The following is a 17,902-nucleotide window of genomic DNA, read 5'->3' as shown; positions in this document are numbered from 1 at the left end:
AGGGACACGGTTGCATGTTGTACAGCCGCAATATCCCGACAGGTGCGTTGGACGAACAGTGTTATCAGACGTTAGCGCCAAATGGTGTTACAGAAGTGAATGGTGATGCAAATGTTATCAGTGATTCGAGGGCATCACCGCCCCACTCCCGGCTGCGGCTAATCTAATCGGAGTCTTCAGATCTTGTCGCCGAACGCCCGAACGTCCGCGGGTCGCAGGCCGACGACCTGCCGCCCCGACTCGAAAGCCTGCGAATTGAACCGACGCCTACAGCTGGCTGTGTCAGCGCTGGGTCTGTCCGTGCTGGCCAGGCTGTTATGGATGTTGCTGTCGACGAACGGCATGAATCTCGTCGACCTGCACGTCTATGTCGACGGGTCGGCCTCGTTACTCACTCATGGGCTCTACGACTTCACCTACGCCGAGAAAACGCCGGACTTCCCGCTGCCCTTCACCTATCCGCCGTTCGCGGCCCTGGTGTTCTTCCCGCTGCACTACCTGCCGTTCACGGTTGTCGCGGTGCTGTGGCTGCTCGCTACGGTCGCGGCGCTCTACGGCGTGGTGTGGATAAGCCTCGAGCTGATTCTCGGCGAGCAGCGGGTCCGCGAACCGGGCCGGCAGACTGCGGCCGTCGCCTGGACCGCGGTCGGCGTGTGGCTGGAACCGGTGCGAACCACCATCGATTACGGGCAGGTCAACGTCTTCCTGGTGCTCGGCGCCATGATCGCGGTGCGTAGTGCGCGGTGGTGGTTGTCGGGTCTACTCGTCGGCGTCATCGCGGGCATCAAGCTGACTCCGGCGATCACCGGGTTGTACTTCGTCGCCCGCCGTCGCTGGGTCACCGTGATCTGCTCGGCGGTGGCCTTCGGCGCGACGGTCGGGGTCAGCTTCCTGATTGCACACACCGAGGCGAAGCGCTACTTCGGCACGTTGCTCGGCGACGCGAGCCGGATCGGGCCGGTCGGCTCGGTATGGAACCAGTCGCTACGTGGCACCCTGAGCCGCATCCTCGGCTACGACGTCGAATCCGGGCCGTGGTGGATGGCGGCCGTGCTGGTCGTCGCCGTGCTCGCGTTCCTCGCTTGGCGCACACTGGGTTCCGACGACCGGATGGGCACTCTGATCATGGTGCAGCTGTTCGGGCTGATGGTCTCACCCATCTCCTGGTCACACCATTTCGTCTGGCTGCTGCCGACGGTGCTGTGGCTGGTCTACGGTCCGCTGAGTGCGGTCGCGGGCGCCCGGCTCATCGCGGGCTACTGGCTGGTGACGATGTTGATCGGCGTGCCGTGGGTGCTGTCGTTTGCCCAGAAGTCGATTTGGACCATTTCACGGCCGGGCGTGTTGTCCTGGCTCGGCGCGGTCGACGCGCTCGGCGTGCTCGTGCTGTTCGGCTGGATGATCTGGCACGGCCGCGCGGTGCTGCGTTCGGATGTCGGGTCCGTGCGGCAGCGGCTGCGGACGTTCCCGAAGGCGTTGTCGGCGGACCGAAACGCCATCGGTGAGCGGGCGCTGCGTCGCACCGCCGTCGACTAGTGGCCGACGTTCAGCCTGCGGCCAAACGATCGATCTGATGGGCCAGCAGCATGTCGCGGCCGGTGAGCCCGCCCGCGGAGTGGGTCGACAGTGCGAAAGTGACCCGGCGCCAGCGAATATCGATATCCGGGTGGTGGTCGGCGGCCTCTGCGGCGTCGGCAACCCGCCGCACCAGCTCGATACCGTCGAGGAAGGTCGGCGCCTGGATCGTGCGGGTGATGGTGTCGCCGGAGCGTTGCCAGTCGGGCAGGTCGGACAGCGCGTCGTCGATATCGGCGTCGGACAGGAGTTCGGTAGCCATGGTCCAAGTATCCGCGCGGATCAGGCGGCGCGGGCTTTCTTGAGGCCCTTCTTCAGCTCTTTACCGCAGCAACCAGCGGCTTCGAGGCGTTTCATCCGCATAATGACCACAGGGCATTTCAAGCAGCGCGTCTTCTTGCGACAGCACTTCTTCTTGGGTTTCAGACTCGAAACCTTCCTTGCCTTGACCTTGCCCATAGTTGGTTAGCATACCCTTAGTGGGGCGCGTGGTCTGCGGCGCGCCTGGATACCGGTAGTCTGTTACTGGCCGCAATGCCCGGTGAGTATCGATTCTCCACCTGTTTGCAGGGGTCGGCCCGCACCAACACCAACAGCAGGAGGATTAGGCGTGTCGTCTGCACGCGATTTTCGCAACGTCGCCATCGTGGCCCACGTCGACCACGGTAAGACGACGCTGGTCGACGCCATGCTGCGCCAGTCAGGAGCCTTTGCCGAGCGAGCCGAGCTCGTCGACAGGGTGATGGACTCCGGCGACCTGGAGCGCGAGAAGGGCATCACCATTCTCGCCAAGAACACCGCTGTCCACCGGCACCACCCGGATGGCTCGGTGACCGTGATCAACGTCATCGACACGCCCGGCCACGCCGACTTCGGTGGTGAGGTCGAACGCGGCCTCTCCATGGTCGACGGCGTCGTGCTGCTGGTCGACGCGTCCGAAGGGCCACTGCCACAGACCCGGTTCGTGCTGCGTAAGGCACTCGCCGCGTCGCTTCCGGTGATTCTGGTCGTCAACAAGACCGACCGCCCCGACGCTCGCATCGAGGAGGTTGTCGAGGAGAGCCACGATCTGTTGCTCGATCTGGCCTCCGATCTCGACGACGCCGCCGCCGAGGCCGCCGAACTCGCGCTGGACCTGCCGGTTCTGTACGCGTCGGGCCGTGAGGGCAAGGCGTCCAAGGAGCGTCCGGAGAACGGGAACGCGCCCGATGCCGAGAACCTCGACGCGCTCTTCGACGTGCTGATGGAGAACATCCCGGCGCCGAAGGGTGACCCGACAGCACCGCTGCAGGCGCACGTCACCAACCTCGACGCCTCGGCCTTCCTCGGCCGCCTCGCGCTGGTCCGCATCTACAGCGGTGAACTGCGCAAGGGGCAGAACGTCGCGTGGATGCACGCCGACGGTGTCAAGACCGTCAAGATCACCGAACTGTTGCAGACGATCGGTGTCGAGCGTCAGCCCGGCGAGGTCGCCGTGGCCGGTGACATCGTCGCGATCGCGGGCATCCCGGAGATCATGATCGGCGACACGCTCGCCGATCCGGACAATCCGGTCGCGCTGCCGCGCATCACCGTCGACGAGCCTGCGATCTCGGTCACAATCGGCACCAACACCTCGCCGCTCGTCGGCCGGGTGCAGGGCCACAAGCTGACTGCACGCATGGTGAAGTCGCGCCTGGACCAGGAACTGGTCGGCAACGTCTCGCTGCGTGTCCTCGACATCGGCCGTCCGGACGCCTGGGAGGTGCAGGGTCGTGGTGAGCTGGCGCTGGCCATCCTGGTCGAGCAGATGCGCCGCGAGGGCTTCGAGCTGACCGTCGGCAAGCCGCAGGTGGTCACCAAGCAGGTCGACGGCAAGATTCACGAGCCGTTCGAAGAGCTGACCGTCGACTGCCCGGACGAGTATCTCGGCGCGATCACCCAGCTGCTGGCCGCCCGCAAGGGCAAGATGGTCCAGATGACCAACCACAGCGCGGGTTGGGTGCGGATGGAGTTCATCGTCCCGTCGCGTGGTCTGATCGGCTTCCGCACCGACTTCCTCACCGAAACCCGCGGCACCGGCATCGCCAACGCCGTCTCCCACGGCTACGCGCCGTGGGCCGGTGAGATCCGGGCCCGGCACACCGGTGCGCTGGTCTCCGACCGCGCAGGCTCGGTGACTCCGTTCGCCATGATCCAGCTCGCCGACCGCGGCCAGTTCTTCGTCGAACCGGGCGCGGACACTTACGAGGGCATGGTTGTGGGCATCAACCCACGCGCCGAGGATCTCGACATCAACGTCACCCGCGAGAAGAAGCTGACCAACATGCGCAGCTCCACCGCGGATGTGTTCGAAACCCTCGCCAAGCCGCTGCAGCTCGATCTCGAGGCCGCGATGGAGTTCTGCGCGGACGACGAGTGCGTCGAGGTCACACCGGAGGTGGTCCGGGTCCGCAAGGTCATCCTCGGCGCCACCGAACGCGGACGCGAACTGTCGCGACGCAAGGCTCGGGACCGGGCAGCGTTGTAATTGCCGGACCGCCTGGCCGGGCCTGAGGATGATTCGGCTTTCGCGTACTCACGGCGATGTACCGAAACGAAACTGGGGAGCGAATCATGAGAATGATTCGCTCCCCAGTTCTATTCGGTGATCGCGACGCTCGTCGCGCAGTGGATTTCGAACAGTCGACCTGTAGCTAACAGTCGAGCATCAGCGAAATACAGCGCCAGGTGATTATCGCCGCTAGCCGCAGTACCGGCCGGGGACCAGACTTCCGTCATTCCGTTGTACGACTTGATTACTGCCCGTCCCGGCCGGCACTGAACCTTGCGAAAGGCACAGGATCTGGCCGCCTTGTCGTCAAGGTAGAGTGCGGATCGTGAGCTTGGCGGCAAGACGACGTGCAAGGGTGCGCGCAGCGCTGGTTATCGCGGCCATCTCCATCACGGTGGGCGCTGGTTGCACCGCGAATCCGCCACCTCCGATCGAAAGCACCGACAGTCCCAAGACGACACCGGCGAAACCTGGTAAGAACACTGTCGTGGTGGCGATCGACGACATCGGGATCGGTTTCAACCCGCACCTGCGGTCCGATCAGTCACCTGCCACAGCGGCGGTGAGTTCGATGGTGCTGCCGAGTCCGTTTCGTCCGGTGCCGAATCCTGCTGTGCCCGGTGCCACCGAGTGGGTGCCGGACACGGCGCTGGTGGTGTCGGCCGATGTCACCACGCAGGAGCCGTTCACCATCACCTATCAGCTGCGCAATCAAGCGAACTGGTCGGATGGTGCGCCGATCGCCGCAGAGGACTTCCGGTTCCTCTGGCAGCAGATGATCACCCAGCCCGGCGTCGTCGATCCCGCGGGCTATCGGCTCATCTCGGATGTGAGTTCCTCTGGTGGCGGCAAAACCGTCACCGTGACGTTGACCGCGCCGTATCCGGCCTGGCGTGAGCTGTTCTCGAACCTGCTGCCCTCGCATCTGGTCAAGGATGTGCCCGGTGGCTTCGCCAACGGACTTGTCGAGCGAATCCCGGTGTCGGGCGGGAACTTCGACATCAAATCGGTCGACCGGGGTCGCGACGAGATCCTCCTCGAACGCAATGACAGGTACTGGGGCACGCCCGCTGCTCCTGATCAGATCCTGTTGCGCCGCGGCGGAACTCCCGCACAGCTCGCCGATTCGCTGCGCACCGGCGACGCCCAGATGACGCTGGTGCACGGCGGTGTCGCGACCCAGGCGCAGCTGGCGGCGATCGCTTCAGTGCGCACCGCGATCATGCCCCAGTCGCGCGAGCTGCAGTTCGTATTGAACGGGCGCAGTGGCGATCTCGGTGATCCCCGGGTCCGTCGCGGAGTGCTCGCGCTGCTCGATCCGGCGCTGCTCGCCACTGTGGGCGCACAGACCGGCGGCTGGGTTGAGCCGGTGCGCGCGCAGATCCTTACCCCGTCGGACCCTGGCTACACACCCACCGCGCCACCGCGGCCCACCGCGGACGAAGCCTTCGCGCTGCTCGGCGAGGTCGGCTACGGTCGGGCGCCGGAACCACCGCCGGTCATATCGCCGACCTCACCAGCGCCGCGTCCGCGTCCGCTCGCGAAAAACGGTAAAGCGCTGGCGATTCGAATCGGCGCGGCCACCGGTGACGCCACCGCCATCGCGGTGGCAAATACAGCGGCAGATCAATTACGCAGTGCCGGAATAGATGCCAGCGTGCGCAGCCTCGCCCCGGACACCCTCTACGGCAAGGATCTGACGGAAGGTGCGGTCGACGCGATCGTCGGCTGGGAGGTTGCGGGCTCGGACCCGGCCACCGTGCTCGCCTCCCGCTACGGCTGCCCGCCCGTGGAAAATCCCGCAAGCAACGGGAATTCGCAGGCCACCGCCGAAGCGGCCAAGAAGGCGCCGAGCAATGTGTCGGGTGTCTGCGACCCCACGCTGCAGCCCGCGATCGACGAGGCGCTGCGTGGCATCGAAGTGGGCCGAGTGCTCGCCGACGCCGAGCCCAAGTTGTGGGGTCTGGCCACGGTGCTGCCGATCGTGCAGGACAACGTGGTTGCCGCCTCGGGTCCTCGGGTCGACGGCGCTTCCCTCAGTGGCGCCATCCAAGTCGGCATCTTCGGTGACGCGGCGATGTGGCGCAGGATCCCGTGACCGGTGGGTTGCTGCTTGTCCACGCCCACCCGGACGACGAATCCATCACCACCGGAGGCACGATCGCGCACTACCGCCGACGGGGGGTGCCGGTCACGGTGGTGACCTGCACCCTCGGTGAAGAGGGCGAAGTGATCGGCGACCAGTGGGCGCAGCTGACTGCCGACCGCGCCGACCAGCTCGGTGGCTACCGGGTGCTGGAACTCACCGGGGCGCTCGCCGCGCTGGGTGCGGGACCGCCGCGTTTCCTGGGCGGCGCAGGCCGCTGGCGTGACTCCGGCATGGCGGGCACTGCGGCGGCGGAGAATCCACGCGCCTTCATCCACTCCGGCGTCGAAGCGGTGGACGCGCTGACCGAGGTGCTGCTCGAGCTGCGGCCGCGGGTGGTGATCGGCTACGACCCCCGAGGCGGCTATGGCCACCCCGACCACATTCGGGCCCACCAGATCACCACAGCAGCGGTGCATGCGGCTGCTGACCGAGGTTGGGACACTCCGAAGTTCTATTGGACCGTCACCGATGACGAGATGCTGCGCCTGCATACCGAAGTCCTCGCGCGACGCACGGTCGAGGGGTTGCCTGGCGCGTTGCCGCCCGGCTGGCTGCTTCCCTCGGTTGGGGAGCTCGCCAGCGTGCCGAGCCACACGGTGACCACGACTATCGACGTGTCCGATTCGCTCGCGGCCAAGCGCGCCGCGCTGCGGGCACATGCAACGCAAGTGATGGTGGCGCCGACGGGTCGGGAATTCGCGCTGTCCAATAATGTCGCGCAGCCGGTGCTGCCGGAGGAGCACTACGTGCTCGTGCGCGGGCAACGCGGTGTCGTCGGCCCCGACGGGCGCGAACACGACCTGTTCACCGGTATTGCCTGAGGGTTGCTGTAACGCGAGATTGATGCGCCGGGTACCGTCTTCGTGATTTCGGACATTGACGTGGAGGCTCAGCAGTTCATGACAGCGGTCGGTGACAAGGCTCACCTCAACATCGAAGACGACGGTTACCACAAGAGTCTCAAGCCACGTCAGCTCCAGATGATCGCCATCGGTGGCGCCATCGGCACCGGCCTGTTTCTGGGTGCGGGCGGGCGGCTCGAGAGCGCGGGACCAGGTCTTTTTCTGGTGTACGCGGTGTGCGGGGTCTTCGTATTCTTCATTCTGCGCGCGCTCGGTGAGCTGGTGCTGCACCGGCCCTCGTCGGGCTCTTTCGTTTCCTACGCGCGCGAGTTCTTCGGTGAGAAGGCCGCATTCGTCGCGGGCTGGATGTACTTTCTGAACTGGTCCATGACCGGGATCGCCGACACCACGGCGATTGCTCAGTATTTTCACTATTGGGCAGGATTTTCACATATCCCGCAGTGGCTGCTCGCGCTCATCGCGCTGGTGCTCGTGCTCGGCGTCAATTTGATGTCGGTGAAGTGGTTCGGCGAGATGGAATTCTGGGCCGCGCTGGTGAAGGTATTCGCGCTGAGCGCCTTCCTGATCGTCGGCACGATCTTCCTGCTCGGCCGGTTCACCGTGCAGGGCAACCCGACCGGAACGAGCGTGATCACCGAAAGCGGTGGCCTGTTCCCGACCGGGATCCTGCCGCTGGTCGTGGTCACCTCCGGCGTCGTGTTCGCTTACGCCGCCGTCGAGCTGGTCGGCACCGCGGCGGGGGAGACCGAGAACCCGGCCGAGATCATGCCCCGCGCCATCAACTCGGTGATCCTGCGCATCGCCATCTTCTACGTCGGTTCGCTGGTGCTGCTCGGGCTGCTGCTGCCCTACACCAGCTACACCGCCAAGGAGAGCCCGTTCGTCACCTTCTTCACCTTGCTCGGCGTGCCGGGCATCGGCAGCGTGATGAACCTCGTCGTGCTCACCGCGGCCTTCTCCAGCCTGAACGCGGGCCTGTATTCGACAGGGCGCATTCTGCGGTCGATGTCGATGAACGGCAGTGCCCCGAAATTCACCGGTGTGATGGGCCGCAACGGCGTTCCCTACGGCGGCATCCTGCTCACCAGCCTGATTGCGCTGTGCGGCATCGCGTTGAACGGGATCGTGCCCGACAGTGCCTTCGAGATCGTGCTGAACCTGGCCTCGCTCGGCATCATCGCCTCCTGGGCCACCATCGTGCTCGCCCAGCTGCAACTGTGGCGCTGGTCCAAGCAGGGCAAGCTGCAGCGGCCGTCGTTCCAGATGTTCGGCGCGCCCTATACCGGCCTGGCCACGCTGGCCTTCCTGTTCTTCGTGGTGGTCCTCACCGGCTGCGACTATCCGGTGGGCACGTGGACCGTCGCCTCGCTGGTGCTGATCATTCCGGCGCTGATCATCGGCTGGTTCGCGGCCCGCAAGCGAGTGCTCGCGATCGCCGAGGAACGCAGGGGCTACACCGGTGAATATCCGGTCGTGGCCAACATTCCGATCGACGGTGACTGAACCGACGCGGCCGGAATAGACTCGATATCTATGTACAACTGGGACCTGCAGAACGCGATCGCGGGCTTCGTGGACAGCCTGCGTCCCGGCGCGCAGCAACAGCACGACATCTATATGTCGGTGCTGTACGCGTTCGTCGATATGCAGAGCCATCTGTTGACCCTCCTCGGCTTCCCTCCCGTCGCGTGAGGGCAGCCGTCGACCACAACAGTGCCGACGATCGTGCCGCGGCACAGTCGGGCCATGGCAAGCCGCAGTGGGGCCTGGAGTCCCTGGCGCCGGTGATCATCACCCTGCTGGTGCTCGATGCGTTGATCACCCTCGCACTCGAGGTGCTCTACCTGCCGGCCTACCTCGACTCGGTGGCGTTCCCGCTCTCCGCCGTGCTGGCCGGTGTGATCAACGTGCTGCTCGTCATGGGCGTTCGCACGGTGACCACCCGCGTCGGGTTCGCGATTCTGCCCATTGCCGCATGGACTTTCGGCTTCCTGCTGTGCTCGGTGACCGGGCCCGGCGGCGACATTATGCTCGGAAGCGATTGGCGCACAGCACTTCTCTTGTTCTGCGGATTGGTGCCGCCGCTCGGGTATCTGTACGTCCGGCTCAATGCGGGGCTGTTCGGTAGTCGCTGAGTATCGCTGGCGCCGTTGGCGATACGAGTCACGCTTCGGCCGACCTCGGCTCGCCGACCGAGGGCGCGTTGTCGGACCCGTCAATCCAGTCGCACCGCGAGGGTGGCTATGACGGCGTCGGTGCGGGCGCGCAGAGCGGCGGCGAGGACAGGGCCGCGCGGGTTGTGCAGTGGTCGCTGCCACCAGCGGTGGGCCTCCACCTGGGCCAGTAGGACCATCACCTGGCGGCCGTACCGGGTTTGGTTGCGGACGTACCCGACGAGTGTGGTGACCAGGCTGCGGTGTGGGCACGGCAGCACAGTGAGGGGGACGCCGGGGTCCCACTCTTTCCATTGGCGGCTGAGGCGACGGATGGAGGCCGAGTCGATTTCCGCTGCGACGGCGACGATTTCGCCGTTCATTGCTTGGGCGGTGCGCAGCGCGCGTGCGGCGACCTCGCTGACCGCGACCACCGGGATCACGATCAGCATGGGCTCCGGGTCGGGGGATTGCGGTGGGAGCGCGGGAATTCGGCCGAGGCTGAGTTGTTCTGCGACACTGCCGTAATAGCTTTCGGTGCGGGCGAACAGAATGATCAACGCGGGCACGATGATCACCAGCAGCCACGCGCCCTCGGTGAATTTCTCGGCAAGCAGCACCACGGCGGCCACCGCGGTGAGAATGGCGCCGAAGCCATTGAGTGCGGCGCGCGCAATCCACCCGGTTCCGCGTTGTGTGCGCCAATGCCGGACCAGCCCGGTTTGGCTGATGGTGAAGCCGATGAAGACGCCGACCGCATACACCGGCAGCAGCCGGTGGGTTTCGGCATCCACAATGATCAGCACGGTTGCGGCCACCACCGCAAGCGCACCGACACCGTAACGGAACACCGGCCGTTCCGAGCGCAAGGCGAACAAGTGCGCGACTCGGTGGTCCTTCGCCAGCAGCGAAAGCAGCACCGGCAGGCCGCCGAAGCTGGTGTTCGCGGCGAGGCACAGCGCCAGGGTGACGGCAAGGTTGGTGACGTAGAACGGCCAGCCGGTGCCGAACGCCGCTGCCGACAGCTGCGCGAGCAGGGTGACGTCTTCGCGCGGAACCGTGTGATGCCGGCGGATCAGCACGGCGAGACCGAGCAGCATCCCGCACAGCAGCACGCCCAAGCCGACCTCGGTGCGCTGGGCTCGTTGCACCGCCGGCGTACGGAACGCCGGCACCGCGTTGGCGATCGCCTCCACCCCGGTCAGTGCCGAGCAGCCTGCGGAGAATGCCTTGAGCAACAGCACAATCCCGATGGCGTCGATCGGCACGATCGGTCCGCGGTCGACGCCGATGACGGCTACCGGCTCCGGGCGCGCCAGTCCGACCACGATCACCGCGAAGATCGCGACGATGAACAGCAGCGTCGGCCCCACCAGCACTTTCGCCGATTCGGCCACCCCAACCAGGTTGATCACAGTCAGCACCGCGAGCCCGATCAGCGTGATCAGCAGCAGATGATCCGCCAGCACCGGAAACGCGCTCGCCAGGCTGGCGGCACCGGCGGCGAGGCTCACCGCGACAGTGAGCACATAGTCGATGACCAGGCCGGCCGCCGCGAGCAGGCTGGCGCTACGACCGAGATCCTTTTTCGCCACCGCATAGGAACCACCGCCGTCCGGATGCACCGCGATCACCTGGCGGTAAGAAACAACCAGCACCAGCAACAGCGCCGCGATCGCCAGCGAAACCGGCAGCGTCCACGAGACCGCCGCCGCGCCCGCAGCGATGAGCACCAGCACGATCGCTTCCGGCCCGTAAGCCACACTGGACAACGCATCCAGCGACAACGCCGCCAGCCCGCCGATCGCGGTCAGCCGATACTTGTCGCCGCGCTGGTGCCGCCGCATTCGGCGATCGACTATCCGAGGCTCCTGCGACTCCGACCGCACCGTCTCGACCACACGACCCATTCAACGCGGAGCACACGCGGCAACCGCTCAGCGACACCACCGAAACCGCGCCGAAGTAACCTGACAGCCCGGGCGCCGTGCGGCACCGACCGGCTTCAGCGGGCGCCGAGGAGACCCGGGGTGACCGAATCGATGAGGGACCAGGCTCGGTCGAGAGGGATATCGATCACGAGGTAGCGCTTCTTGCCTGCGGCGGATGCGGCGACAACGCTGGCCACCCCCGCACGGCGTTGCCAAAAGGATTGGCGGACGGTCCAGCCGATGACACCGGGGGCTTCCAGGCAGTCGCGGTCCCGGTCGAGTGAACCCGCACGGGTGATCAGCCAGGTGGGGCTGCTGTCGGCGGCCGGCAGGACAGCGTGGCCGAGGCCGCGGTACCGGTCCTCGGCCAAGGCGGGGGCGATGATCGCCATGACGGCGGGCAGTAGCCACCACCACGCCGAATACTCCACTCCCGCAAGAGAAACAATGAGCAGGGCGATCACGACGAGCAGGACCGGCAGCAAGGCCCGTGAGTGCCTGCGCCGATGGGCGACCGGTCCGTGCGCGGCCAGCGGTGTGGTGCCGAGCTCGCTCGGTCCGACCTCGGCCCCGGCGGCGCGGGGCGCGAGCAGTTGCGCCAGCGTGTGCTCGACGGCCGCGCGCGGAGCCTGCGGCAGGATCTTCTGACGCGGGTTGTCGCCGACCATGATGGCTTCGAGTTCGCCGGCTCCCGCCAGGCGCAGCAGCAGCGGCTCGTTGACAGTGGCGCCGCGGAAGCGGGCGCGGTCCAAGGTGGTCTGGCGGGTGGTGAACAGGCCGCGGCGCAGCTGCAGGGTGCGACCGTCATCGAGCACCCGCAGGCCGAAATATGTTGTGAGATAACGGGCGCAGGAGGTGAGGCTGACCACGATGACGATCGCGACCAACAGCAGCACACCGGCGACCGCGAGGAAGACGGCGCTGCCGTGCTCGATATTGTGCACCGCATTCGAATTGAACAGCGTCTGGCCGAGGCCGAACTGGAACGCCAGACCCACGACGGGTGCGATGATCGCGAACCCGGTCAGCGACAGCGGTGCATAGCGCACCCAACTCGCGTGCCAGTGTCCGATCTCCCTGGCGCTGCGCGGTGTCGGCAGGTCTTCGGATACGTTCTCCGGCAGGCACTTTCGGAGGATGTCCGCCGGGTACGCGGAGTGTAGAACCGGCGATCCGGCAACAGCGTTTGCGGTGGCGGTATGTGCAAGCAGGGCGGCGCGCAGCCCCGGCACCACCCGTGCGTCCAACGCGTCGAGTTTGAATTTCTCCCGCGATTCTGCGTGCTGACCGGTGCCGATCGCGAGTACCGCCAACCCGAGGGCCCGGTGCAGCAGGTCGGCCTCGATATCGACCGAGCGGATCCGTGAGCGCGGCACCGAGAGCTTCTTGCGTTGAATCAATCCGGTCCGCAACTCGATATGGGTCGGGCCGACCCGGTAGGTAGTGGTGAACCAGCGGGTGAGCGCGAATCCGACGATCAGCGCCAGCGTGATGACGCTCCACCCGTGATTGCCGCTGCTTGTGCCGAGGATCACCGAACCGATCAATACCGGGATGAACTTGACCACCTCGGTGACGGGGTGCACCAGCAGCATTCGCTTGTCGAGCCGCAGCCACGGTTGATCCGGGTGTGGCTCGGGTCCGGCCGCCGCGGGCAGCACCGGCTCGGTCATGTCGCGTCGCCGCGGTGTAGTGCCGCGATTTCGGCCAGCCGTGTGACGGTCTGCTCGGCCACCGGCAGGTCGAGTGCGGAGATCTGCACCGCTCCCGCCGATGAGGCGGTCGTCACAGTCACTGTGGCAAGGCCGAGCAGCCGCTCCAACGGCCCGCGCTCGGTGTCCACCGTCTGCACTCTGGAGATCGGCGCGACCCGGCTCTCCTGGGTCAGCCAACCGACCCGGGTGTAGACGGCCTCGTCGGTGACCTCCCACCGATGCACCGCATACCTCCATAGCGGCACCACACCGATGCTGACCAGTACGAGCACCGCTGTCACGGCGAACACCGCAAGCTGTGCCGCGCGGTGTCCCGAGTCGACGAGCACCCAGACGACCAGAGCGACCACCGGAATGATCCAGGCCATCGCGGCCTGGAGGGTCCACAAGAGTTTCGCTTTGGGGCTCGGGCGCCAGGCCGGATCGGCCATGATCGTGCGCGGCTGCGACATGCTTGACATGGTTGCATGAACTCGTCCCGAAGCGCTTCGGCCTGCGGGAATAAACCCGCGGCGCAGCAAAGGAATAGTGCGCTCCATCGTGCAGTTGGCAACGGTCACAAGCACTGGAGGGAGACAGTCCGGGATGATTAGCGCATGATCGAGGGCGTGATCGAGCTAGCGACCCCGAGTGTCCCGCCCGCACCGCCAACGCCGTCGGCCATGCGCCGCGCGCTGCGGCGGGCTCGCGACGGCGTGACGCTCAATGTCGACGAAGCCGCTGTGCTGTTGCACGCGCGCGGCGCGGACCTGGTCGATCTGAGCCGGAGTGCGGCCAGGGTTCGCGACGCCGGGCTGGAGTCGGCGGGTCGGCCGAAGACCATCAGCTATTCGCGCAACGTGTTCATTCCGCTGACCCGGTTGTGTCGGGACAAGTGTCACTACTGCACCTTCGTCACCGTGCCCGGCAAGCTGCGCGCCGAGGGCAAGGGCATGTTCCTGGAGCCCGACGAGGTTCTCGACATCGCTCGCCAGGGTGCTGCGCTCGGTTGCAAAGAGGCGTTGTTCACCCTCGGTGATCGTCCGGAAGACCGCTGGCCGGAGGCCGCGCAGTGGCTCGATGAGCGCGGCTACGACTCCACCCTGGACTATCTGCGCGCCGTATCGATCATGGTGCTGGAGGAGACCGGGCTGCTGCCGCATCTGAACCCCGGCGTCATGTCGTGGGAGGAAATCTCCAGGCTCAAGCCGGTCGCGCAGTCGATGGGCATGATGCTGGAGACCACCTCCACCCGGCTGTTCACCGAAAAAGGCCAGTGCCACTACGGAAGTCCGGACAAAGATCCCGCCGTCCGGCTGCGCGCCATCACCGATGCGGGCAGGCTCTCGGTGCCCTACACCACCGGCATCCTGGTCGGCATCGGCGAGACGCTGTCCGAGCGGGCCGAGTCGATCATGGCGATCCGTAAGCAGCACAAGGCTTTCGGGCACATCCAGGAAGTGATCATCCAGAACTTCCGCGCCAAGGACGACACCGCCATGCGCGATGTCCCCGACGCGGGGTTCGAGGAGTTCCGGGCCACCATCGCGGTGACGCGGCTGCTGCTCGGCCCCGACGTTCCGGTGCAGGCGCCGCCCAATCTGGTGTCGCACGAGGAATGCCTGGCGCTGATCGATGCGGGCATCGACGACTGGGGCGGCGTATCGCCGGTCACCCCGGACCACGTGAACCCGGAGCGGCCGTGGCCGAACCTGGACACCCTGCGCGAGATCACCGAGGCCGCCGGTTACCAGCTCGTCGAACGCACCTCGGCGCACCCGAAGTATGTGCGGGCGGGCAACCCGTGGGTCGACCCGCGCATCGGTGCGCACGTTGCCGCGCTGACCGATCCGGCCACCGGCCTGGCGAAGCCGGATGCGATGCCGGTCGGACTGCCATGGCAGGAGCCGGACGAGTCCTGGGAGTCGGCCGGACGGGTGGATCTGAACACCTCGATCGACACCGACGGGCGTATCACCGAGAGCCGAAGCGATTCCGCGCTCGGCGGCGGCGTGAGCGAGGGGCCCGGAGGCGGCAGCCCGCGCAACCACGAAGGGACCCGTGAAGGCCGCGGATCCGACACCGATGTCGTCGGCGCTTTCGGCGATTGGGACACCATTCGGGAGCAGGCCCGCGATCTCGCGGTCACGGCGCCGGAGCGACTCGATTCCGAGGTGCTCGCCGCGTTGCGTTCGGCGGAGCACGACCCGGCCGGCCTCACCGACGCCGAGTATCTGGCGCTGGCGACCGCCGAGGGACCCGCGCTCGAGGCGGTGGCGGCACTGGCCGATCAGCTGCGCCGTGATGTCAACGGCGACGAGGTCACCTACGTGGTGAACCGGAACATCAACTTCACCAATATCTGCTACACCGGCTGCCGTTTCTGCGCGTTCGCCCAGCGTAAGGGGGATGCCGATGCGTTTACCCTGAGCATGGACGAGGTTGCCGACCGGGCCTGGGAGGCGCACGTCGACGGCGCCACCGAGATCTGCATGCAGGGCGGCATCGACCCCGAACTGCCGGTCACCGGTTATGCCGATCTGGTGCGGGCGATCAAGCAGCGGGTGCCGTCGATGCATGTGCACGCCTTCAGTCCGATGGAGATCGTCAACGGCGCTTCCCGAGGTGGGCAGAGCATTCGTGACTGGCTGGTCGCGCTGAAGGAGGCCGGGCTCGACACCATTCCCGGCACGGCCGCGGAAATCCTCGACGACGAGGTGCGCTGGGTGCTCACCAAGGGCAAACTGCCGACCTCGGCGTGGATCGAGGTGATCACAACCGCCCACCAGGTGGGCCTGCGTTCCAGCTCCACGATGATGTACGGCCACGTCGACAACCCGAAGCACTGGGTCGGGCACCTGCGGGTGCTGCGCGGAATCCAGGACGAGACAGGCGGTTTCACCGAATTCGTGCTGTTGCCCTTCGTGCACCAGAGCTCACCGCTGTACCTGGCGGGTGCGGCGCGGCCGGGACCGACGATTCGGGACAACCGCGCCGCCCACGCATTGGCTCGGATCATGCTGCACGGCCGGATCGATAACATCCAGACCAGCTGGGTGAAACTCGGCACAGCGGGCACCAGAATGATGCTCAACGGTGGGGCGAACGATTTGGGGGGTACGTTGATGGAGGAGACAATCTCTCGCATGGCCGGCTCCCAGCACGGCTCGGCCAAAACGGTCGCGGAACTCACCGAGATCGCCGAAGGCATCGGCCGCCCGGTCCGCGAGCGCACCACCACCTATGGTGTCCCGCAACACAAGATGTCGGTCCTGCCGCTGTCGGTGGGATAGTTCTGAGGAGCCGCAACGACGCGGACGCAACTTGGGTTCCGTGGTGTGCGGAACCAAGTTAGTTAGGGCAGACTGACCCGGAGTAACCTGGGCTGCCGGGATAGTGTGACGCTGGGCGGACTATCCCCGCAGGTGAGGACAGACTAGGAGAGCGGCAGTGCCGTACATCATCGCTGAACCGTGCGTTGACGTGAAGGACAAGGCATGCATCGAGGAATGCCCCGTGGATTGCATCTACGAGGGTGGTCGCATGCTGTACATCCATCCCGACGAGTGCGTGGACTGTGGTGCATGTGAACCGGTGTGCCCGGTGGAGGCGATCTTCTACGAAGACGACACTCCGGACCAGTGGGTCGGCTACGTGAACGCCAACGTCGACTTCTTCGACGAGCTCGGTTCGCCCGGGGGTGCGACGAAGGTCGGCAAGGTGGATTACGACCCGGCGTTCATCAAAGAACTGCCCCCCATGGCGAGTGAGTGAGTTCGTAACGTGTCATCGCGTGGCCGGGTCAGCAGTCTGCTGCCGGATTTCCCTTGGGACACCATTGCTTCGGTAAAAGCGAAGGCGGCGGCGTATCCCGGCGGGATCGTCGACCTTTCGGTCGGAACTCCGGTCGATCCGGTCGACCCGCTGATCCGCGCCGCGCTGAGCTCGGTGGCCGAGGTCCCCGGCTACCCGACCACCCACGGCACGCTCGAGCTGCGCACCGCCGCGGTCGATGCACTCAAACGACGCTTCGGCATCACCGGCATCGATCCGGCGGCCGTGCTGCCCGCGATCGGCACCAAGGAATTGATCGCGGGACTGCCGCGGCTGCTCGGTCTCGGTGGCGACGATCTCGTCGTTATTCCGGAGGTCGCCTACCCGACCTATGAGGTGGGTGCGCTGCTGGCCGGTGCGCAGATCGCCCGGGCGGACGGGCTGACGCAGCTCGGCCCGCAATCACCCGCGCTGATCTATGTGAACTCACCGTCGAATCCGACCGGACGCGTGCTCGGCGTCGAGCACCTGCGCAAGGTGGTGGCCTATGCCCGCGAGCGCGGTGCGATCGTGGCCTCCGACGAGTGCTACCTCGGTCTGACCTGGGAGGGCCGGGCGGTGTCCCTGCTCGACCACGAGGTGTGCGACGGCGACCACACCGGCTTGCTCGCCATCCACTCGTTGTCGAAGACCTCGAACCTGGCCAGTTACCGCGCCGGTTTCGTGGCGGGCGATCCCGCACTGGTCGCCGAACTGCTCGAGGTGCGCAAGCATTCGGGCATGATGGTCCCCTTCCCGATCCAAGCGGCGATGACCGCCGCACTCGGTGACGACACCCACGAGGCGCAGCAGCGCGAGCGCTACCGCGCACGGCGTGCGGTATTGCGGAATGCCTTGCTGGCGGCGGGTTTCCGTATCGATCACTCGGAGGCGGGTCTGTACCTGTGGTCGACTCGCGGTGAATCGTGCCGCGCCACCCTGGACTGGTTGGCCGACCGTGGCATCCTCGCCGCACCCGGCGACTTCTACGGACCCTCCGGGGCCGAACACGTGCGGATCGCGCTCACCGCTACCGACGAGCGGGTCGCCGCGGCGGCGCAGCGACTGGCTGCCTGAAACATCCTCTGCTGCACGGGATTCCGGTCGACCGGAACTTCGGTGTGGGCCGGCCGGAGTCGAATTCGATAGGCTCCGCCGACTAGTGGTTCGATCGGGGTGGAAAGGTTCGTC

General features: G+C 66.3%; 15 protein-coding genes. 10 read left to right on the top strand and 5 right to left on the bottom strand.

The annotated features are described in order from the left end of the window. The first annotated feature begins 180 nt into the window (after nucleotides 1–180). Nucleotides 181–1,536 carry a mannosyltransferase gene (locus OHQ90_RS37245; RefSeq protein ID WP_442941526.1) on the top strand — a complete coding sequence of 452 codons (1,356 nt, stop codon included), beginning with the start codon at nucleotides 181–183 and terminating at the stop codon, nucleotides 1,534–1,536. A 10-nt stretch (nucleotides 1,537–1,546) separates the two neighbouring features. Here the strand turns inward: OHQ90_RS37245 and OHQ90_RS37240 are convergent, their stop codons facing one another. Beyond that, nucleotides 1,547–1,837 (bottom strand): 4a-hydroxytetrahydrobiopterin dehydratase, encoded by a 291-nt coding sequence (locus OHQ90_RS37240; protein WP_328405743.1) that lies wholly within the window; start codon nucleotides 1,835–1,837, stop codon nucleotides 1,547–1,549. Between the two features lie 20 nt (nucleotides 1,838–1,857). Further along, nucleotides 1,858–2,034: a hypothetical protein gene (locus tag OHQ90_RS37235; RefSeq protein WP_328405741.1), complete on the bottom strand. Its 177-nt coding sequence runs from the start codon at nucleotides 2,032–2,034 to the stop codon at nucleotides 1,858–1,860. A 151-nt stretch (nucleotides 2,035–2,185) separates the two neighbouring features. On the opposite strand from OHQ90_RS37235, the gene typA reads away from it, so the two are divergent. From typA to OHQ90_RS37205, 6 genes are all read left to right on the top strand, one after another. Continuing rightward, nucleotides 2,186–4,084, top strand: coding sequence for a translational GTPase TypA (gene typA, locus OHQ90_RS37230; protein WP_328405739.1), 1,899 nt, complete (start codon nucleotides 2,186–2,188; stop codon nucleotides 4,082–4,084). Between the two features lie 355 nt (nucleotides 4,085–4,439). Then, nucleotides 4,440–6,206, top strand: coding sequence for an ABC transporter family substrate-binding protein (locus tag OHQ90_RS37225; protein WP_442941525.1), 1,767 nt, complete (start codon nucleotides 4,440–4,442; stop codon nucleotides 6,204–6,206). Further along, entirely contained in the window at nucleotides 6,203–7,078 is an 876-nt protein-coding gene (gene mshB / locus OHQ90_RS37220) for an N-acetyl-1-D-myo-inositol-2-amino-2-deoxy-alpha-D-glucopyranoside deacetylase (protein WP_328405738.1), read from the top strand. The genes OHQ90_RS37225 and mshB overlap by 4 nt, the downstream gene beginning before the upstream one ends. Nucleotides 7,079–7,156: 78 nt before the next feature. Then, a complete protein-coding gene (locus tag OHQ90_RS37215; protein ID WP_328413382.1) occupies nucleotides 7,157–8,623 on the top strand; it encodes an amino acid permease in 1,467 nt (488 codons plus the stop codon). Between the two features lie 30 nt (nucleotides 8,624–8,653). Continuing rightward, entirely contained in the window at nucleotides 8,654–8,812 is a 159-nt protein-coding gene (locus tag OHQ90_RS37210) for a hypothetical protein (RefSeq protein ID WP_328405737.1), read from the top strand. Beyond that, on the top strand, nucleotides 8,809–9,255 hold the full coding sequence (locus OHQ90_RS37205) for a hypothetical protein (protein ID WP_328405735.1): 447 nt from the start codon (nucleotides 8,809–8,811) through the stop codon (nucleotides 9,253–9,255). The genes OHQ90_RS37210 and OHQ90_RS37205 overlap by 4 nt, the downstream gene beginning before the upstream one ends. An 80-nt stretch (nucleotides 9,256–9,335) precedes the next feature. Here the strand turns inward: OHQ90_RS37205 and OHQ90_RS37200 are convergent, their stop codons facing one another. From OHQ90_RS37200 to OHQ90_RS37190, 3 genes are all read right to left on the bottom strand, one after another. After that, nucleotides 9,336–11,174: an APC family permease gene (locus OHQ90_RS37200; RefSeq protein ID WP_442941262.1), complete on the bottom strand. Its 1,839-nt coding sequence runs from the start codon at nucleotides 11,172–11,174 to the stop codon at nucleotides 9,336–9,338. Between the two features lie 104 nt (nucleotides 11,175–11,278). Continuing rightward, complete coding sequence (locus OHQ90_RS37195; RefSeq protein ID WP_328405731.1) at nucleotides 11,279–12,877, bottom strand: PH domain-containing protein; 1,599 nt, start codon at nucleotides 12,875–12,877, stop codon at nucleotides 11,279–11,281. After that, nucleotides 12,874–13,371, bottom strand: a complete 498-nt coding sequence (locus OHQ90_RS37190; RefSeq protein WP_328405729.1) for a PH domain-containing protein — start codon at nucleotides 13,369–13,371, stop codon at nucleotides 12,874–12,876. Before OHQ90_RS37190 ends, OHQ90_RS37195 begins: the two co-directional genes overlap by 4 nt. A 144-nt stretch (nucleotides 13,372–13,515) precedes the next feature. On the opposite strand from OHQ90_RS37190, the gene cofH reads away from it, so the two are divergent. From cofH to dapC, 3 genes are all read left to right on the top strand, one after another. Further along, a complete protein-coding gene (cofH, locus tag OHQ90_RS37185; RefSeq protein ID WP_328405727.1) occupies nucleotides 13,516–16,191 on the top strand; it encodes a 5-amino-6-(D-ribitylamino)uracil--L-tyrosine 4-hydroxyphenyl transferase CofH in 2,676 nt (891 codons plus the stop codon). 157 nt (nucleotides 16,192–16,348) lie between these two features. Continuing rightward, nucleotides 16,349–16,672 carry a ferredoxin gene (fdxA, locus tag OHQ90_RS37180; protein WP_328405725.1) on the top strand — a complete coding sequence of 108 codons (324 nt, stop codon included), beginning with the start codon at nucleotides 16,349–16,351 and terminating at the stop codon, nucleotides 16,670–16,672. A 9-nt stretch (nucleotides 16,673–16,681) separates the two neighbouring features. Further along, on the top strand, nucleotides 16,682–17,788 hold the full coding sequence (gene dapC / locus OHQ90_RS37175; RefSeq protein ID WP_328405722.1) for a succinyldiaminopimelate transaminase: 1,107 nt from the start codon (nucleotides 16,682–16,684) through the stop codon (nucleotides 17,786–17,788). Nucleotides 17,789–17,902 lie beyond the last annotated feature (114 nt).

The sequence above is a fragment of the Nocardia sp. NBC_00403 genome, assembly GCF_036046055.1.
Classification (GTDB): domain Bacteria; phylum Actinomycetota; class Actinomycetes; order Mycobacteriales; family Mycobacteriaceae; genus Nocardia.
Note: the sequence above shows the minus strand (reverse complement) of the source record. Positions and strands in the feature narration are given on the sequence as shown.